Annotated in this window: 11 protein-coding genes; 5 read left to right on the forward strand and 6 right to left on the reverse strand. The window is 71.5% G+C overall.

Annotation, left to right across the window (positions count from 1 at the left end; translation table 11 throughout):
* Window positions 1–38 precede the first annotated feature (38 nt).
* The 4 genes from treZ to ACIBVQ_RS06760 all read right to left on the reverse strand — a co-directional run bounded on the left by treZ (window position 39) and on the right by ACIBVQ_RS06760 (window position 9,630).
* Window positions 39–1,877, reverse strand: coding sequence for a malto-oligosyltrehalose trehalohydrolase (treZ, locus tag ACIBVQ_RS06745; RefSeq protein ID WP_399176080.1), 1,839 nt, complete (start codon window positions 1,875–1,877; stop codon window positions 39–41).
* Window positions 1,878–1,880: 3 nt separating this feature from the next.
* Window positions 1,881–4,106, reverse strand: coding sequence for a malto-oligosyltrehalose synthase (gene treY / locus ACIBVQ_RS06750; RefSeq protein ID WP_399176082.1), 2,226 nt, complete (start codon window positions 4,104–4,106; stop codon window positions 1,881–1,883).
* Window positions 4,099–6,204 (reverse strand): glycogen debranching protein GlgX, encoded by a 2,106-nt coding sequence (gene glgX, locus ACIBVQ_RS06755; RefSeq protein ID WP_399176084.1) that lies wholly within the window; start codon window positions 6,202–6,204, stop codon window positions 4,099–4,101. Before glgX ends, treY begins: the two co-directional genes overlap by 8 nt.
* 177 nt (window positions 6,205–6,381) lie before the next feature.
* A complete protein-coding gene (locus ACIBVQ_RS06760) occupies window positions 6,382–9,630 on the reverse strand; it encodes a BTAD domain-containing putative transcriptional regulator (protein ID WP_399176086.1) in 3,249 nt (1,082 codons plus the stop codon).
* Between the two features lie 148 nt (window positions 9,631–9,778).
* Between ACIBVQ_RS06760 and mscL the strand changes: the two genes are divergently transcribed.
* The 3 genes from mscL (at window position 9,779) to ACIBVQ_RS06775 (ending at window position 11,868) form a co-directional block, all read left to right on the forward strand.
* Window positions 9,779–10,201: a large conductance mechanosensitive channel protein MscL gene (gene mscL / locus ACIBVQ_RS06765; protein WP_352009724.1), complete on the forward strand. Its 423-nt coding sequence runs from the start codon at window positions 9,779–9,781 to the stop codon at window positions 10,199–10,201.
* A 34-nt stretch (window positions 10,202–10,235) separates the two neighbouring features.
* On the forward strand, window positions 10,236–10,850 hold the full coding sequence (locus tag ACIBVQ_RS06770) for a hypothetical protein (protein WP_399176088.1): 615 nt from the start codon (window positions 10,236–10,238) through the stop codon (window positions 10,848–10,850).
* Window positions 10,851–11,280: 430 nt separating this feature from the next.
* A complete protein-coding gene (locus tag ACIBVQ_RS06775) occupies window positions 11,281–11,868 on the forward strand; it encodes a YbhB/YbcL family Raf kinase inhibitor-like protein (RefSeq protein ID WP_386193126.1) in 588 nt (195 codons plus the stop codon).
* Between the two features lie 8 nt (window positions 11,869–11,876).
* Here ACIBVQ_RS06775 and ACIBVQ_RS06780 read toward each other — a convergent pair whose 3' ends face one another.
* On the reverse strand, window positions 11,877–13,028 hold the full coding sequence (locus ACIBVQ_RS06780; protein ID WP_386193129.1) for a DUF5685 family protein: 1,152 nt from the start codon (window positions 13,026–13,028) through the stop codon (window positions 11,877–11,879).
* 268 nt (window positions 13,029–13,296) lie between these two features.
* Window positions 13,297–14,880, reverse strand: a complete 1,584-nt coding sequence (locus ACIBVQ_RS06785) for a peptide chain release factor 3 (RefSeq protein ID WP_352009728.1) — start codon at window positions 14,878–14,880, stop codon at window positions 13,297–13,299.
* A gap of 227 nt (window positions 14,881–15,107) precedes the next feature.
* On the opposite strand from ACIBVQ_RS06785, the gene ACIBVQ_RS06790 reads away from it, so the two are divergent.
* Together ACIBVQ_RS06790 and ACIBVQ_RS06795 are read left to right on the forward strand one after the other, a co-directional pair.
* A complete protein-coding gene (locus ACIBVQ_RS06790) occupies window positions 15,108–15,869 on the forward strand; it encodes a protein phosphatase 2C domain-containing protein (protein ID WP_352009729.1) in 762 nt (253 codons plus the stop codon).
* A 368-nt stretch (window positions 15,870–16,237) separates the two neighbouring features.
* Window positions 16,238–17,068 (forward strand): phosphoribosylaminoimidazolesuccinocarboxamide synthase, encoded by an 831-nt coding sequence (locus ACIBVQ_RS06795; RefSeq protein ID WP_352009730.1) that lies wholly within the window; start codon window positions 16,238–16,240, stop codon window positions 17,066–17,068.
* Window positions 17,069–17,093 lie beyond the last annotated feature (25 nt).

The following is a 17,093-nucleotide window of genomic DNA, read 5'->3' on the forward strand; positions in this document are numbered from 1 at the left end:
CAGGTGAGAGCCGTTGATGTCAGATATCGGCCGCAGGGTCACTCAGCCCCGGACGACTGGAGTACCGCCAGCGATCTGGCGGGGAGAAGGAGGTCGGGGCCGGTCAGGGTGGTGGTCGGGTCGAGGGCCAGGAGGATGTGGCCGGGGCCGGTCGGCAGGGTGAGGGGGGTGGGGCCGAGGTTGGCCGCGATCCTCAGGGCGCCGCGCCGTACGAGGAGCCAGTCGTCGCCGTGCGAGACGGCGGTCCGGTCGAGCCGGGGGTCGGTCAGTTCGGGGTGGGCCCGGCGCAGCGCGATCAGGGCCCGGTACCAGTCGAGGTGGGCCCGGTGGGCGTCGTCGTCGAGTTCGCTCCAGTCGAGTTTGGAGCGCAGGAACGTCAGCTCCTCGCCGGGGTCGGGCGCCTTGTCCGCCCAGTCGTCGTAGCCGTGGCCGACGAACTCCCGGCGCCTCCGCTCCCCCTCGCCCTCGCGCAGCTGAGGCTCGACGTGGTCGGTGAAGAACAGGAACGGGGTGCGGGCCCCCCACTCCTCGCCCATGAACAGCATCGGGGTGAACGGGGAGGTCAGCAGCAGCCCGGCGGCCAGCCGCAGCGCCTCCGGCGGCATCCGGTCGCCCGTCGCGCGGTTGCCGATCTGGTCGTGGTTCTGCGCCGAGCAGACGAAGCGGTGGGCGGGCAGGTGCCCGGCCGGGCGGCCGTGACAGCGGCCCCTGAAGGAGGAGTAGGTGCCGTCGTGGTAGTACCCCGAGGTCAGCACCTTGGCCAGGGCCCCGGCCGGACCTGTGCCTGTGCCACCGACGACACCTCCGGCTGCGACCCCGGCGACGTCTCCGCCTGTGCTTCCGGCCGTGACCCCCGTTGTGGCCCCGGCTCCGGCCCCAACCACGGCCCCGGCTCCGGCGAAGTCGGCGTAGTAGCCGTGCCGTTCCCCGGTCACCGCCACGTGCAGCGCGTGGTGGACGTCGTCGTTCCAGGCCGCGGCCAGGCCGTACCCTCCCGCCTCGCGGGGGGTCATCAGCCGGGGGTCGTTGAGGTCGGACTCGGCGATCAGCGTCAGCGGCCTGCCGACGGCCGTGGAGAGGGCCTCGACCTCGACGGCCATCTCCTCAAGCAGGTGCACGGCCCGGGAGTCGTGCAGGGCGTGCACGGCGTCCAGGCGCAGGCCGTCCACGTGGTAGTCGCGCAGCCACTGCAGGGCGTTGCCCACGAAGTAGCGGCGCACCTCGTCGGAGCCGGGGCCGTCCAGGTTGACCGCCTGCCCCCAGAAGGAGGCGGCCGAGGGGTTGAAGTAGGGGCCGAAGGGGGCCAGGAAGTTGCCCGAGGGCCCCAGGTGGTTGTGAACGACGTCCAGGATCACCCCGAGTCCCCGCCGGTGGCAGGCGTCGACGAAGCGCTTGAACCCGTCGGGGCCGCCGTAGTTCTCGGTCACGGCCCACAGGTCGACCCCGTCGTAGCCCCAGTTGCGCGTGCCGGGCACCGGGGGGACCGGCATGACCTCGACGAAGTCGACGCCGAGTTCGGCCAGGTGCGGGAGCCTGTCGATCGCCGCGTCGAAGGTCCCCTCGGGGGTGAAGGCCCCGACGTGCAGCTCGTAGATCACCGAACCGGGCAGGGCGCGCCCGCGCCACAGGTCGTCGTTCCACGCGAACCTGTCGTGCTCGTAGACCCGGCTCGGCCCGAAGATCCCCTCCGGCTGCCTGCGTGACCTCGGGTCGGGCAGTCCGGGACCGCCGTCGAGGCTGAAGCGGTAGTCGGTGCCGTGGCCCGCGCCCGGCACCCGGGCAGACCACCAGCCGCCCGCGCCCAGGACCATCGGGTGGCGCACTCCGTCGATCTCCACGTCCACCGAGGACGCCTGCGGCGCCCAGACCTCGAACACGGGCTACTCCCTCTCAAGAAGCGCGACCGGGAAGACGGAAAGCAGGTGGGCCAGCGGGACACGCCCGGTGTGGCGGGCGCCGGACAGCAGGTCGAGCCATCTGCCGTGCGGCAGGGTGATCGTCTCACCGCCCCAGCCGCCGCGCGCGGCCAGGCCGACCGGCAGCCGGGTCGCGACCGCCACCGCCCTGTCCCCCCGGGCGAAGGCGACGGCGTGCTCCCCCGTCTCGACCGGCAGGTACGGCAGCGCCGGGTCGAGGCGTTTGCGCAGCCGCAGCGCCTGGGTGGTGACCAGCAGCTTGTCCTCGTCCCATGAGCCGCTCCTGGGCCCGCTCCCGGTCACGGCCAGCAGCGCGCGACGGCGGGCGAAGTCGACCGGGCGGCGGTTGTCCGGATCGACCAGCGAGAAGTCGGTGATCTCGTTGCCCCAGTAGAGGTCGGGCACGCCGGGCAGCATGAGCTGCACGAGCTTCTGGCCGAGGGAGTTGGACCTGGCGTACGGCTCGATCATGGCGGTGAACTCGGCGACCGAGGGGCCGCACTCGTCGACGGCCCGCATGACGAAGTCACGGACGCCCCGCTCGTAGGCGGGGTCCGGGGCCGCCCACGAGATCGCCGTCTTGGCCTCTCTGGCCGCCTTGAGCAGGTAGTCGAAGAACCTGCCCGGCTCGATCGGCCAGGCGGCCATCAGGTTCTGCCAGGCGAGATAGTCGAGCGCCGGGTCGAAGGAGACCTTCGCCGACCACTCCCCCACCGCCCGCGCCCACTCCTGCGGCATCTCGGAGAGTACGGCCAGCCGCGCCCGCACGTCCTCGGAGCGTTTGGTGTCGTGGGTGGACAACGTCGTCATGGTCCCCGGGGACATCTCCCCGCAGAAGGCGTGGAAGTCCCCGACGTCTCCGCCGAACCGGTCGGGCTCGCCGCCGACCTCGTTCAGGCAGGCCAGCGGGTACCACCGGTAGAGCGCGGTGTCCTCGACGCCCTTGGCCATCACGGGGCCACAGGTCTGCTGGAAGCGGACCACGGCGTCGGCGGGGCCGTACAGGACCCTGTCCACGACCTCGGCGACCGGGGCGCCCTCGGGCAGCCTGGCGGCGGCGGCCCGCCCCGCCGCCTCGACGATCGCCACCGACCGCTCGGGGACCGGCTCACCCGGCACGGCGTAGGCCCGGTAGACCGGCATCGCGACGAGCAGTTCGGCCAGCGCCGTACGGTCGGAGCCGATGACCGCGTGCAGCCGGTCGAGTTCGGCGCCGAGGAACAGGTCGATGACCTCCCGTTTCGCACGGCCGACCACGGCGGCGTACTCGCGGGGCATGCCGGTGCGCTCGACGAACAGGTCGGTCAGCGGCTCCTGCCCTGCCGGGTCGACGAACAGGCCGGTGATCCGGTTGAGCACCTCGTAACCGGTCGTGCCGTCGCAGTCCCAGTCGGCGGGCAGCCGTTCCTCCCCCACCAGGATCTTCTCGGCGACCGTCCACACCCCGCAGGCCTCGCGGAGCCTGGCGAGGTAGCCGCGCGGGTCGGCCAGGCCGTCCGGGTGGTCGACCCGCAGCCCGTGGACGATCCCGTCGCGGACCAGCCCGACGATCACCTCGTGGGTGGCGTCGAAGACCTTCTCGTCCTCGACCCGCAGCCCGATCAGCGAGGAGACGTCGAAGAAGCGCCGGTAGCCGGGGCCGCGACGCCAGTCGACCAGCCGGTAGTGGGTGTCGGGCAGCGGGAACTCGTGGTCGTGGTAGCGCAGCACGGGGCCGTCGGCGTGCGGCTCGACCTCGTCGCCGAGGACCGGCATGTCCACCCGGCCACCGCCGCCCGCCCAGTCGATGTCGAACCACCGCGCGTACGGCGAGGCCGGGCCGTCCCTGAGCACCGACCACAGCTGCCGGTTGCCCGACTCGGGGACCGGGACCGTCATGTGGTTGGGCACGATGTCGACCACGACGCCCAGGCCGTGCGCGGTCAGCCGCTCCGACAGCGCCCGCAGCCCCTCAAGGCCGCCGAACTCCTCCCTGATCCGGGAGTGGTCGGTCACGTCGTAGCCGTGGCGGGAGCGCGAGGTCGCCTGCAGGATCGGGGAGAGGTAGACGTGGCTCACCCCCAGGTCGCGCAGGTAGGGGGCCAGCTCGGCGACCTCGGCGAAGCCGAAGTCGGGGGTGAGCTGGAGCCGGTAGGTGGACAGCGGCGGTCCGAAGTCCCGCCCCGCGTTCTCCCTTCGCCCGTCAGACACGCCGCAACACCCGTACCGACCTGCCGGTCACCGGCACCTCCTCACCCGCTCTGCAGACCCTGGTGTCGACGATGATGGGCATCGCCGTGTCGATCTCCGTCACCCACATGTCGCCGTGGTCCTTGGGGATCGTGAACCCGATGACGTCGTGGTGGGCGTTGAACAGCAGCAGGAACGAGTCGTCGACGATCCGCCGTCCCCTGCGGTCCGGCTCGGTGATCGCGTCGCCGTTCAGGAAGACCGCCAGCGACTTGGCATAGCCCACGTTCCAGTCGGCGTCGGTCATCCGCTCCCCTCTCGGGGTGAACCAGGCGATGTCGCTGAGGTTGTCGCCGGAGCCCCGTACCGGGCGGCCGTAGAAGAAGCGGCGCCTGCGGAAGACGGGGTGCCCGGCGCGGAGCCTGGCCAGGCGCCGGGTGAACTCCAGCAGCAGCCAGTTCTCCCTGACGTCGGACCAGTCGACCCAGCTCAGCTCGTTGTCCTGGCAGTAGACGTTGTTGTTGCCCAGCTGGGTACGGCCGAGCTCGTCGCCGTGGGAGATCATCGGCACGCCCTGGGACAGGAACAGCGTCGTCAGGAAGTTGCGTTTCTGCTGCTCGCGCAGCGACTCGATCGCCAGCGAGGCGGGCCCCTCCGTGCCGCAGTTCCACGAACGGTTGTCGTCGGTGCCGTCCCGGTTGTCCTCGCCGTTGGCCTCGTTGTGCTTGCGGTCGTAGGAGACGAGGTCCTGCATGGTGAAGCCGTCGTGGCAGGTGACGAAGTTGATCGAGGCGGCGGGCCTGCGGCTGTCGTCCTGGTAGAGGTCGCTGGAGCCGGTCAGCCGGGAGGCGAACTCCGGCAGGGAGGCGGGCTCGCCGCGCCACAGGTCGCGGATCGTGTCGCGGTACATGCCGTTCCACTCGGTCCACCTGGCGGGGAAGTTGCCCACCTGGTAGCCGCCCGGGCCGACGTCCCAGGGTTCGGCGATCAGCTTGACCTGCGAGAGCACCGGGTCCTGCTGGACGAGGTCGAAGAAGGCGCTCAGCCGGTCGACCTCGTGCAGTTCCCTGGCCAGGGTGGCCGCCAGGTCGAACCTGAAGCCGTCCACGTGCATCTCGATGACCCAGTACCGCAGCGAGTCCATGATCATCTGGAGGACGTGCGGGGAGCGCATGAACAGGCTGTTGCCGGTCCCCGTCGTGTCCATGTAGTAGCGCCTGTCGTCGTCCACCAGCCGGTAGTAGCCGGGGTTGTCGATCCCCCGCATGCTCAGCGTCGGCCCCAGGTGGTTGCCCTCGGCGGTGTGGTTGTAGACCACGTCGAGGATGACCTCGATGTTCGCCTCGTGCAGCGCCTTGACCATGGCCTTGAACTCCAGCACCTGCCCGCCGCGCTGCCCGGTGCTCGAATAGGCGTTGTGCGGGGCGAAGAACCCGATGCTGTTGTAACCCCAGTAGTTCGTCAGGCCACGCTCGGCCAGGACGTGGTCGGTGACGAACTGGTGGACCGGCATCAGCTCGATCGCCGTGACGCCGAGGGAGGTCAGATGGTCGATGATCTCCGGGTGGCCGATGGCCGCGTAGGTGCCCCGGATCCGCTCGGGGATCTTCGGGTGGTTCACGGTCAGGCCCTTGACGTGCGCCTCGTAGATGACCGTGTCGTGGTACGGCGTCGCGGGCGGCCGGTCGTGTCCCCACCCGAAGAACGGGTTGATCACGATGGACCGGGGGACGAACGGGGCCGAGTCCGCGTCGTTGCGCAGGTCGGGGTCCCCGAAGCGGTAGCCGTACACGGCCTCGTCCCAGCGCATCTCCCCCTCGATGGCCTTGGCGTAGGGGTCGAGCAACAGCTTGGCGGGGTTACAGCGCACGCCCCTGGCGGGGTCGTAGGGGCCGTGCACGCGGTAGCCGTACCGCTGGCCCGGGCCGACGCCCGGCAGGTAGCCGTGCCAGACGTAGCCCTCGCACTCGGTGAAGGGGACCCGCGTCTCGTTGTCCTCCTCGTCGAACAGGCACAGTTCGACCCGCTCGGCGACCTCGGTGAAGAGCGCGAAGTTTGTCCCCGCGCCGTCGTAGGTGGCCCCGAGGGGATAGGGGTCACCGGGCCAGATCTCGATCATCACACCGCCCTTCAGCGGTGGGAAGACATGCCCCATGTTTCCCCTGTCATGCGTGGCGGTGCCCCGGCGTGAGCCTCGGCGCGGCGAAACCGGCATGACATGGGAGTATTCCTGGCCCTCAGGCGGGAGGACAGGACCGCGCCCGGCGATTCGCGGCCCGTCGCCGGGCCCGCCCGCCTACCGGCCCGTCCTCGCCTCCCCCACCGGCTCGGCCAGCCTGGCCTCCAGCTCGCGCAGCGCGGGCTCGTAGCGGGTCAGCCGGGCGCGAGTGACCAGGTCACGCGCCGCCCCCAGGTGGTCGTGGGCGCCCCGGACGTCGCCGTCGAGCAGGGCCAGCCGCCCCAGGCACAGGTCCGTCACCGACCAGCCGAGCAGCCTGCCCGCGTTGGGGGCGAGCAGGCCGTACAGGACACGTCCTGCCGCCCGCTCGCCCAGCGCCGCGCAGGCCTCGCTGAGGGCGTCGGGGACGAACCGGTAGGCCAGGTCGGGTCCGGCGGCCGCGAAGCCGTCCGCGGCGAGGACCGTGAAGACGGCGCGTGCCCGTTCGGTCTCACCCAGGTCGATCAGGGCCAGGCAGCGCAGGGCGAGCCAGGGCCGCTGCCCCGGGCGCAGGACGAGCATCTCGTCGGCGACGGCGAGCGCCCCGGCCGCGTCCCCGGCCGCCCGCAGCATCAGGAAGCGGAACACCCCGCGCCGCAGCCCGGCGTCGTCCCTGCCCAGCGCCCCCTCCGGGTAGGCGGCGGCGGACTCCTCGGCCGCGGTGAGGGCCGCCTCCGCGTGCCCGCACAGCCAGGCGTGCACGGCCCGCTGCCAGGCGGCCAGGCTCACCATCGAGGGGAGCCTGAGGCGTTCGGCCGTCTCGGTGAGCCAGGCCAGCAGTTCGGGGGCCCGTTCGGTCCTGCCCTGGGTGAGCAGCTCGACGTAGGCGGTCTCCCTGCCGACCCACTCGACGGCCAGGTCGCCGATGCGGTGGCCGATCTCGGTGATCTCGTCGATGACCGCCTGCCTGCGGTCGTGGTCGTGTTCGGTCCGGGACAGCAGCTCCTGGACGATCAACGTCTTGGCCAGCGTCCTGTCGTCACCGAGCCTGCGGGCCAGCCGTACGGCCTGCAGCGCGGTCCGCGTGCTCTCCTCGACGGGCCTGGTCGTCGCGCCGGTCAGCGCGGCGGCGGCCAGGAGCTGGGCCCGCCAGGGCGAGTCGGCGGCCAGCCCGGAGGCCAGGACCCGCTCGATCCGCTCGGCGAGCCGGTCGATGCCGGTCGTCTCCTCGTACATGGCCAGGGAGATCGGGTCGGTGAACCCCAGCACCGCCCTGGCCAGCCTGCTGTCGTCGCCGAGCCCCTCGGCGATCTCCGCCGCCGCCTCAAGGGAGGCGTGGGCCGCCACGCTCATCCCGGCGGCGCCCTGCGCCTCGGCCAGGTCGAGCAGCAGGTCGCAGCGGAGCGCGTCGTCGGATCTGGGCAGGGCGCCGACCAGCACGATCGCCTGCTCCAGGTTCTCCACCGCGTCCTCGTGGGCGAACTGCGCCGTGGCCTGCGCTGCGGCGCGCCGGGTGTAGCCGATCGCCTTGCCGGTCGTGGCGGCGGTGAGCAGACTCTGCCGGTAGTGGTGGGCGATCTCGGTCAGGCGCGCCCCGCCACGGGCCTCCAGCACCTCGGCGATCCGGGCGTGCAGGCGCCTGCGGCGCAGCGGGGGCAGCGCCTCGCGCAGCACGTCGCGGACGATGTCGTGGACGAAGCGGCAGGCGGGTCCCCGCCCCTCGGTCAGCAGCCCCGCGCCGACGGCGGCGTCCACGATGTCGAGCACCCGCTCGACGGACAGCCCGGTCACCTGGGTCAGGACGTCGGCGACCACCTGATCGCCGAGCAGCGCCGCGGTGGTCAGCACCTCCTCCGTCTCCGGAGGCAGGCCCGTCATCCGGCCGCGCACGACGTCGGAGAGCGCCGCCGGGGTCTCCCCGAGCCGCAGGACCTCCCCCAGGAAGAACGGGTTGCCCGCGGTCAGCCTGCCCATCTCCCCGGCCAGTCCGGGGTCGGCGCCGGCCCGCCCGAGGTACTCGCCGATCTCCGCCTCGCCGAGCCCCCGCAGCGGGAGCCTGCGCACGTACGGCAGCCGCGCCAGGGCGGCCAGGGCGTGTTCGAGCGCGCCGCCGGGCCGTACCTCGGTGTCGCGGTAGGTGGCGACCACGGTCAGCTTGGGGCACAGCCGGGTCGAGGCGAGGAATTCGAGCAGCCGCAGCGAGGAGGCGTCGGCCCACTGGAGGTCGTCGAGGACGACCAGGACCCTGCCGTGCTCGTTGAACAGCTCGGCGAAGGCCTCGTAGAGCTCGAAGCGGTCGCCTCCCGAGGGCCCGGCCTTGCCGCCCTGCCCGCCGGTCAGCTCCTGCGCGGCCTGCGTCCAGGGCCAGAAGGGCGGCGCTCCCGTGCCGTCCCAGCAACGGCCCCACACCACCCGGTTCCCCTCGGCCCGCGCGGTCCGCGCCGCCTGTTCGGCCAGGCTCGTCTTGCCGATGCCCGGCTCCCCGGCCAGCAGCACCACCCGGTACGGCCCGCCCGTGACCGCGGCGTCGAGCACCTCCGCCTCGGCGTCCCTGCCGATGAGCCGGGTCTCCCGAGGGTCCTCCGCGGGCCGGGGCGGAGCCGGTGTGGCCTGGACGCGGGGGGTCAGGGACGGGTCCTGGGCGAGGATGCGCCGTTCCATCTCCCTTGAGCGGGGGTCGGGGTCGAGGCCCAGCTCGTCGGCCAGTGTGTCGCGTCCCCTGGCCAGCACGGCGAGCGCGTCGGCCTGCCGTCCCGCCTGGTAGAGGGCGTGCGCGCCGAGCACGTGCAGGCGTTCCCTGAACGGGTTGGCGGCGACCAGCCGCGTCAGGGTGCCCGTCAGCTCCGCCCCCAGGCCGAGCGCGAGTTCGCACTCGGCGAGGTCCTCCTGCAGGGTCAGCCGCTGTTCACCCAGGTGGGCGGCCTCCCGCGTGGCCCACGAGGCCTCGGCGAAGTCGGCCAGCGGCTCCCCGCGCCACTCGGCCAGCGCCAGCCGCAGCCGTCCCGCCGCGGCCTCGTGCTCGCCCACGGCGGCCAGGCGCCTGCCCTCGGCCGCGTACCCCCGCACCCTGGTCAGGTCGAGGTCCCGTGCCGGGATGTCGAGGGCGTAGCCGCCCGGCTTGCTGACCAGGACCGTGGGCCGCGTGGCACGGCTCCTGCCGGGTTCGAGGGCCCGGCGGAGCTTGGAGACGTAGGCCTGGAGGGTGTTGAGCGCCCTGGGCGGCGGCTCGCCCTCCCAGAGCTCCTCCATCATCGTGGCCGCCCCGACGGGCCTGGGCGCGGCCAGCATGCACAGCGCCAGGACCGCACGCTGCTGGTGGGGACCGATGTCCAGCGGCGTCCCGTCACCGGTGATCACGCTGACCGGTCCCAGCACACGAAAGTCCATCAGGCACCTCGCTCACGAATTCGGCAGATGGTAACCCACCTCGGACCCGGACCGTAAAGTCGTGGTCGTGCGAACGTCATCGCTCAGTTACTCTCCGGGGCGGGCTTCGCGGTAGGCTCGGCGTCCACACGAGTGGAGGACGCACGGAATGACCGGATTCAAGAAGTTCCTGATGAGGGGCAACCTCGTCGAGCTCGCCGTGGCCGTGGTCATCGGCGCGACGTTCAGCGGCCTGGTCCAGGCCCTGGTCAAGGACCTCATCACCCCGCTGATCGCGGCGGTCACCGGCGGCAACGAGCCGGACTTCTCCGACTACGTCTTCACGGTCAACGGCGCCAAGTTCATGTACGGCGACTTCGTCAACCAGCTGCTGAGCTTCCTGATCATCGCCTCGGTCGTCTACTGGCTGGTCGTGCTGCCGATGAGCAGGGTCGTCGCCTACTTCGACAGGAACAAGGAGTCGACGGAGAAGAAGTGCCCCGAGTGCCTCAGCGACATTCCCGTCGCGGCCAGGCGCTGCGCGTTCTGCACGGCGGTGCTGGAGGACTCCGGAGCCACGGCCGCCTCCTGAGCGCCCTCCCCGTCGTCCGCGAGACGATGGGGTCATGAGTTTCGAACTGGCCGTCTGGCACGAACCCGAGCCGATCACCGCCGAGCGCGCGGCCGAGGTCCTGCGGGCGCTGCGCGAGGGCGACACCCGGGCCGTACGGCCTCATCCCGGGGTGACCGAGTTCACCGCCGCGTTCCCCGAGGCCGTGTCCTTCGGCGACTCCCCGGCTTACGCCCTGCTCACCGTGGACTTCGAACGCTCCGACGAGATCGCGGGCGAGGCCTTCGCCCTGGCCCGTGAGTGCGGGCTGGTCTGTTACGACCCGCAACGCGGGCTGGTGCACAACCTGGCCCCGCTGGGCGCCTATCCCGGCATGCAGCTGCGCACCGGGGACGGCATGATCGTCGTCGATCCCGACCTGCGGCTCGTCGGGGACGCGGTCGCCACGATGTCGCCGCAGAACCCGTTCACGGCGCTGGTCGTCTTCGGTGAGCACTTCGTCCAGTCGTCTCCGGAGATCACCGGATACGAGCTGGAGTACAAGGACAGCGCGCGGGACGTGATGGTCCGCACGCACGTCCCGGAGATCGGCGCGGTGCGGGAGGCCTTCGTCGAGTACGCCGAGGGGGGCCGTTCCTTCCTGGAACGCCACGACTGGCGCCGGGTCTAGGGCCTGTTTTGTGGATCTTTACGCCTACTGCGGTCGTCCAGGCGGCCCCCCGCCGCGTTGTCGTCGTCGCCCATAACTCCGTTATGAGCTCCTCCTCCGCCTTGCGGGGCATCCACCTGGACGATCCTCGCCACGGCGAAGATCCACAAAATAGGCCCTAGCGGCCGGGCGGGGCCGTACGGGGAGAGGGGCTGTGCACGGGCCGCCCCGGGGATGCGGGGGACGCCGGAAAACCGGCCGCGGGCTCATCGTCCACCACCCTCACCAGCCTTTTCACGACATAGACGACGCCAGGCGGAAAAAGGCGACAACACGGTGATGGCGGGGAAAAACAGTGATTTGTAAGCTGTGTCAGTAATATCGGTAAACCTCGGAGAATCCGAGAGGACACCGGCGGGAGCACCACGACCCAACCTTCCAGGAGCCCCCCGTGACCATCAAACGAGCCGCCTCGTACGCCCTGCTCGCCGCACTGACCGTCACCTCCTCGGTCGCCACGGCCGCCCCGTCGAGCGCGAACACGGCCGGCCACGCCGCGTTCGCCCTGACCAGCGCCGCCTTCACCGAGGGCGGGACGATCCCGAAGGTCCACGAGTGCACCAGCGGCGGCAACGACCCGCGCCAGCACAACGAGTCCCCGCCGCTGACGTGGGCGGGCGCGCCCACCGCCGCGCGCAGCTACGCGCTCGTCATGCGCGACCTCGACAACAACAACCTCATCCACTGGGTCATCTACGACATCCCGGTGAGCGTGACCTCGCTCCCGCAGAACGTCGATCACGCCTACCGGCCCACGGTCCCCTCGGGGGCCAGGCAGGTCTACTACCGCGGCAGCGCCAGCCTGTACGGCTACCAGGGCCCCTGCTCGCCCAGGACCGTCAACACCTACGAGTTCGTGGTCTACGCGCTCAACAGGGCGAGCCTGACCGAGCTGACCACGAGTTCCTCGACGCAGACCGCGGCCAGGGTCATCGCCAACGCGTCGCTGGGGTCGGCCAGGCTGACCGGGGAGTCCTGAGCGCTCCGTCAGCAGCCGCAGTCGCAACCGCAGCCGTCGCCGCAGCACCCGTCGCCGCCACAGCAGTCACAGCAGCTTCCGCAGTCGCCGCAGTTCCCGCAGCAGTCGCAGCCGCTGGCGTCGCACCGCTCACCGCATGACTTGTACCGGTCCTCATCCCACGGGGGCCGGTACAGGCCACAGGTGCAGCAGGCCATCGCCGCGCACATCATCGACAGCAGGCCGCCGGGGTCGGGCTTGAGCCGCGGGTCGCGGGGCCGGTCGTGGTGCGGGGTCTTGGGGTCCTTGTGACCCGGTCTCCCCCGCTGCCCGGCCAGGGCGAAGGTCCGTTCGACGGAGCGGGCGGTCTCCCTGACCAGCAGCGCCCTGACCAGGGTCCGCCGTTCCAGGTCGAGTTCGGCGACCGCGAGGCGCAGCCCGAGCAGCGCGTCGTCACAGTGGCGCCGGGCCTCGGTCAGGCCGGTCCCCGAGGCGATCAGCGGGTTGTAGGCGCCCCGGGCACGGTCCTCGGTCAGGTCCTCGACCGCGTCGAGCAGGTGGGCCAGGCGGCCGAAGTGGCGCCCCGCCTCCCGCAGCGCCTCCTGGTTGTGCGGCTTGCCGGTGAGCAGGGCGGTGTGCCCGAAGGCGGCGGCGACGGCCTCCTCGGTCGGGGCGGTCAGTTCGAGCAGCCGCAGCCCCGGCACGCCCTCCAGCCTGGTCTGCTCCGCCACCGCCCTGACCAGGACCTCGGGGTCGAAGCCGACCGCGACGGCCGTACCCGAGCCCGCCGCGGACCAGCGGGTGGCGACCCGGCCCGCGACGGCCGCGACCGGCCTGCGCGCGTAGGCGCCGTCCCCGTCCGCGACGTGGTCCCCGATCTTGCCCGCGGCCAGGATCAGCGAGACCGCCGCCGCGAGCCGTACCCCCTGCTGGGCCTCGACGACGTCGGCGCCCTTGAAGCCGCGCAGCGCGCACGCCGCGGCCCTGCGGTGCGGGGAGGAGGAGACGGCCTGGGCCTCGGTGAGCACCGAGACGAGCAGGCCGTCGTAGTTGGTGACCAGCCGGGAGAGGTGGCCGTGCTCGTCACGCAGCGCCAGGCAGAGCCCGCACAGGTGCGCCATCCACTCCTTGAACAACCCGTTGCACATCCCGTGGCGGCACGGACGGACGATTCCGAACATCTGCTTCCCTCTGTCACACGGCCGCCGTCGCACGGCACGCGAGCCACCGCCCTACCCCCCCGGTGGACAGGCGCTCCGGCGATAAGGATGCCCCATTTGGCCGTCTTGTGGGGATATATCGCACTAGGCGCGGACGGTGTCGCCCATTCTCCGATAAGCGGCGCGACAGAGGGCCCCTACGCCCGCCTCCAGCAGCCTTCAGCGGCCCCGGCGCGCCCGATGTGATCCATCAAAGACCCGGGGCCGTTTCGGCGGCTCGTAGGGCGGCTCAGCCCCGGGTGTCGGCGAGCAGGGCCTTGAGCACGAGGTTCGGGTGGTCGCGCAGCACGCCGCGCATGCGCCACTCGTCGCTGAACAGCGCGAGCAGCTCTCCGTCGATCGCCCGGGTGAGGACCTCGACACCCCGCTGACGGGCCAGGATGGGCGCGGACTCGGCGTCGGTGATCCTGGCCAGGCTGTAGTCGAGCCTGTCCATGACGATCTCGGTGTTGAACTCCCCCGCCAGGCGGTGCTTGACCACGTCGAACTGCATCGGGCCGACGGCGGCGAGCACCGGCGACTGGTCTCCTCTGATGTCGGAGCGCAGGACCTGGACGACGCCCTCGGCCTCCATCTGGTCGATGCCCTTGCGGAACTGCTTGGCCCTGCTCGAATCACGGCACCGGGCGGTCCAGAAGTGCTCGGGCGCGAAGCTGGGGATCTTGGGGAACTCCACGGGGACGCCGTCGTAGAGCGTGTCCCCCGGGCGCAGGGCGGTGGCGTTCACCAGGCCGACCACGTCGCCGGGGAAGGCCTCGTCGATGGTGGCGCGCTCCTGGCCGAAGACCGACTGGGCGTACTTGGTCGCGAAGGGACGGCCCGTCGCCGCGTGGGTCAGCACCATGCCGCGCTCGAAGCGCCCCGAGCAGACCCGGACGAAGGCGATCCGGTCGCGGTGCGAGGGGTCCATGTTGGCCTGCACCTTGAAGACCAGGCCGGAGAACGGCTTGTCGAGCGGGCGGGGGTCGTCCTTGACGTCAGGGCGGGGCGCCGGGGCCGGGGCGATGTCCACCATGGCGTCGAGCAGGCGGCCGACGCCGAAGTTGTTCAGCGCGGCGCCGAACAGCACCGGGGTCGACTCGTGGGCCTCGAAGGCCTTCTGGTCGTGGTCGGAGCCGATCGCCGACAGCAGGTCGGCCTCGTCCCTGGCCCGCTCCCAGTCCTCGCCGAGTTCGGCCGTGGCCAGCTCGGGGGTCAGCAGGGTCTCGATGGCCTTGGTCGCCCCACCGGGGGTCCGGGTGTAGCGGACCGCCTGCTCGGCGACGCGGTCGATCACCCCGTGGAAGAAGCCACCGGTGCCGATCGGCCAGGTGATCGGGGTCGGCCGCAGGCCGGTCTTCTCCTGGATCTCGTCGAGCAGCTCAAGGGCCTCCCTGCCGGGACGGTCCCACTTGTTGACGAACGTGATGACCGGGATGCGCCGGTGGCGGCAGACCTCGAACAGCTTCAGGGTCTGCGGCTCCATGCCCTTGGCCGCGTCGAGCAGCATGACCGCGCAGTCGACGGCGGCCAGCACCCGGTAGGTGTCCTCGGAGAAGTCGGCGTGGCCCGGGGTGTCGACCAGGTTGAACATGTGGCCGCGGTACTCGAACCGCAGGGCCGCCGAGGTGATGGAGATGCCCCTGGCCTTCTCCATGTCCATCCAGTCGGAGGTGACGCCACGCCTGCCGGCCTTGCCGTGCACGGCACCGGCCTCACTGATCGCCGAGGCGTGCAGCGCGAGCGCCTCCGTCATCGTGGACTTTCCCGCGTCGGGGTGGCTGATCACCGCGAACGTACGGCGCCGCCCCGCCTCCTGCGTGACCGCGGTCATTTCCTCAGCTCCTCGCCGTCCGGGGTGGTGGGGCTCCCGGCAATGTGTGCGGGGAGCCGAAACAGCTTACGCGCCACGGTGACCCCCAAAGGATGTGACGACACTTCCACAGGCCGCTTGCGCCACCATGGTGTTAAGTGGATTGTGGAACATCTCGGTTCGACCGTGCCGATTCCACCGCCCGAAAGCGACCCGCTCGTGCAACTCGACCTTCCAGTGGTGTGCAGATGATCACGCTCCGCTACGCAGCCGGTTCCGACGTCGGCCGTGTCCGCCAGGGCAACGAGGACGCCGGGTACGCCGGCGCCCGGCTGCTCGCCGTCGCCGACGGCATGGGCGGCCACGTGGGCGGGGAGGTCGCCAGTTCGGCGGCGATCGCCGCGGTCGCCTACCTGGACCACGAGTGTTCCGCCGACCTGGCGGCCGCGGCCGAGGCCGGGATACGCAGGGCCAACCAGCGCCTGCGCGAGCTCGTCGAGCAGGACCCGTCCCTCACCGGGATGGGCACGACGCTGACGATGATGCTCTGGGACGGCCCCCGGGTGGCCCTGGCCCACATCGGCGACTCCCGCGCCTACCTTCTGCGCAACGGCGACCTCTACCAGATCACCTACGACCACACCCTGGTGCAGACGCTGCTCGACGACGGCCGGATCACCCCGGAGGAGGCCGCCAGGCACCCGCACCGGTCGATCCTGCTGCAGGTCCTCGACGGCGGCGACAACGCCGACCCCGACCTGTCGCTGCGGGACGCCGAGGTCGGCGACCGCTACCTGCTGTGCTCGGACGGCCTGTCCGGGGTCGTCGAGGCCGAACGGCTGCGCCACGTGCTGGCCGAGGTCGACGACCTCTCCGAGGTGACGCGGCAGCTCATCGACCTGGCCTGCGAGGCGGGCGGCCCGGACAACATCACCTGTGTGGTGGCCGAGGTCGTCGAGGGACCCGGCTCCGAGGAACCGGTCGTCGTCGGCTCGGCGATTCCCTCCTGAGACCCCTTCTGACGGCCTTCCGAGGGTTCTGGTCGCGGCGCGGGGCAGGCGCTATCGTCGGTGCTCAGCGTTCCCGCAACGATCGTCACCCTCGAAGGGATGTCCGTCGTGTACAAGGAGTTCGCCATCGAGGCGATCGTGTGGCTCATCCCCGTCGTGATCCTCGTCGGGCTGGCCATCATGATCACGCGGCCCGCCTGAGGCCCCGAGGCCGGGGCGCGCAAGGCCCGCCGCCCCGGTTCTCACCCCTGCGACTACGCTGTTGGTGCCGATCAGCCTCCCACCGGGCCGGGCGGACACGTGTCAACCAGCGGGCGGTGCCGCCATCGCGGCCATCGTGCCGAGCGATCTCAGGGGATTAGGGAACAGTGAAGCTTCTCCACTCAGGGAAGGTCCGCGACGTCTACGAGGACCGGGGCGACATCATCCTGGTCGCCTCCGACCGGGTCTCGGTCTACGACGTGATCCTGCCCACGCCCATCCCCGACAAGGGAAGGATCCTCACCCAGCTCTCGCTGTGGTGGTTCGAGCAGCTCGCCGACGTCGTGCCCAACCACGTCATCTCCGCCACCGAGGTGCCCGACGAGTTCGAGGGCCGGGCCGTACGGTGCAGGCGGCTGGAGATGGTGCAGGTCGAGTGCATCGCCAGGGGTTACCTCACCGGCTCGGGCCTGAAGGAGTACCAGGCGACCGGCGCGGTCTCCGGGGTCGAGCTGCCGCCCGGCCTGGTCGAGGGCTCCAGGCTCCCCGAGCCGATCTTCACGCCGACCACGAAGGCGCCGCTCGGGCAGCACGACGAGTTCATCACCTTCGACGAGGTGGTGGCCCGGGAGGGCGCGGAGACCGCGCAGGAGCTGCGCCGGATCACCCTTGAGGTCTACCGGCGCGGCGCGGAGCTGGCACGCGAGCGCGGTGTGATCATCGCGGACACGAAGATCGAGCTCGGCCGGGACGCCGAGGGCACGCTGGTGCTCGGCGACGAGGTGCTCACCTCGGACTCCTCGCGGTTCTGGCCCGCCGACCAGTGGGAGCCGGGACGCCCGCAGTTCTCCTACGACAAGCAGTTCGTCCGCGACTGGGCGGCGAACAGCGGCTGGGACAAGAAGGGGCCCGCCCCCGAGGTGCCCGAGGAGGTCGTCGAGATCACCAGGGCCCGCTACATCGAGGCCTACGAGCGCATCACCGGCAGGACCTGGTAGTGCCGGGTCCGGTACGGCGGGCCGG

Source organism: Streptosporangium sp. NPDC049376 (assembly GCF_044466505.1).
Lineage (GTDB): Bacteria > Actinomycetota > Actinomycetes > Streptosporangiales > Streptosporangiaceae > Streptosporangium.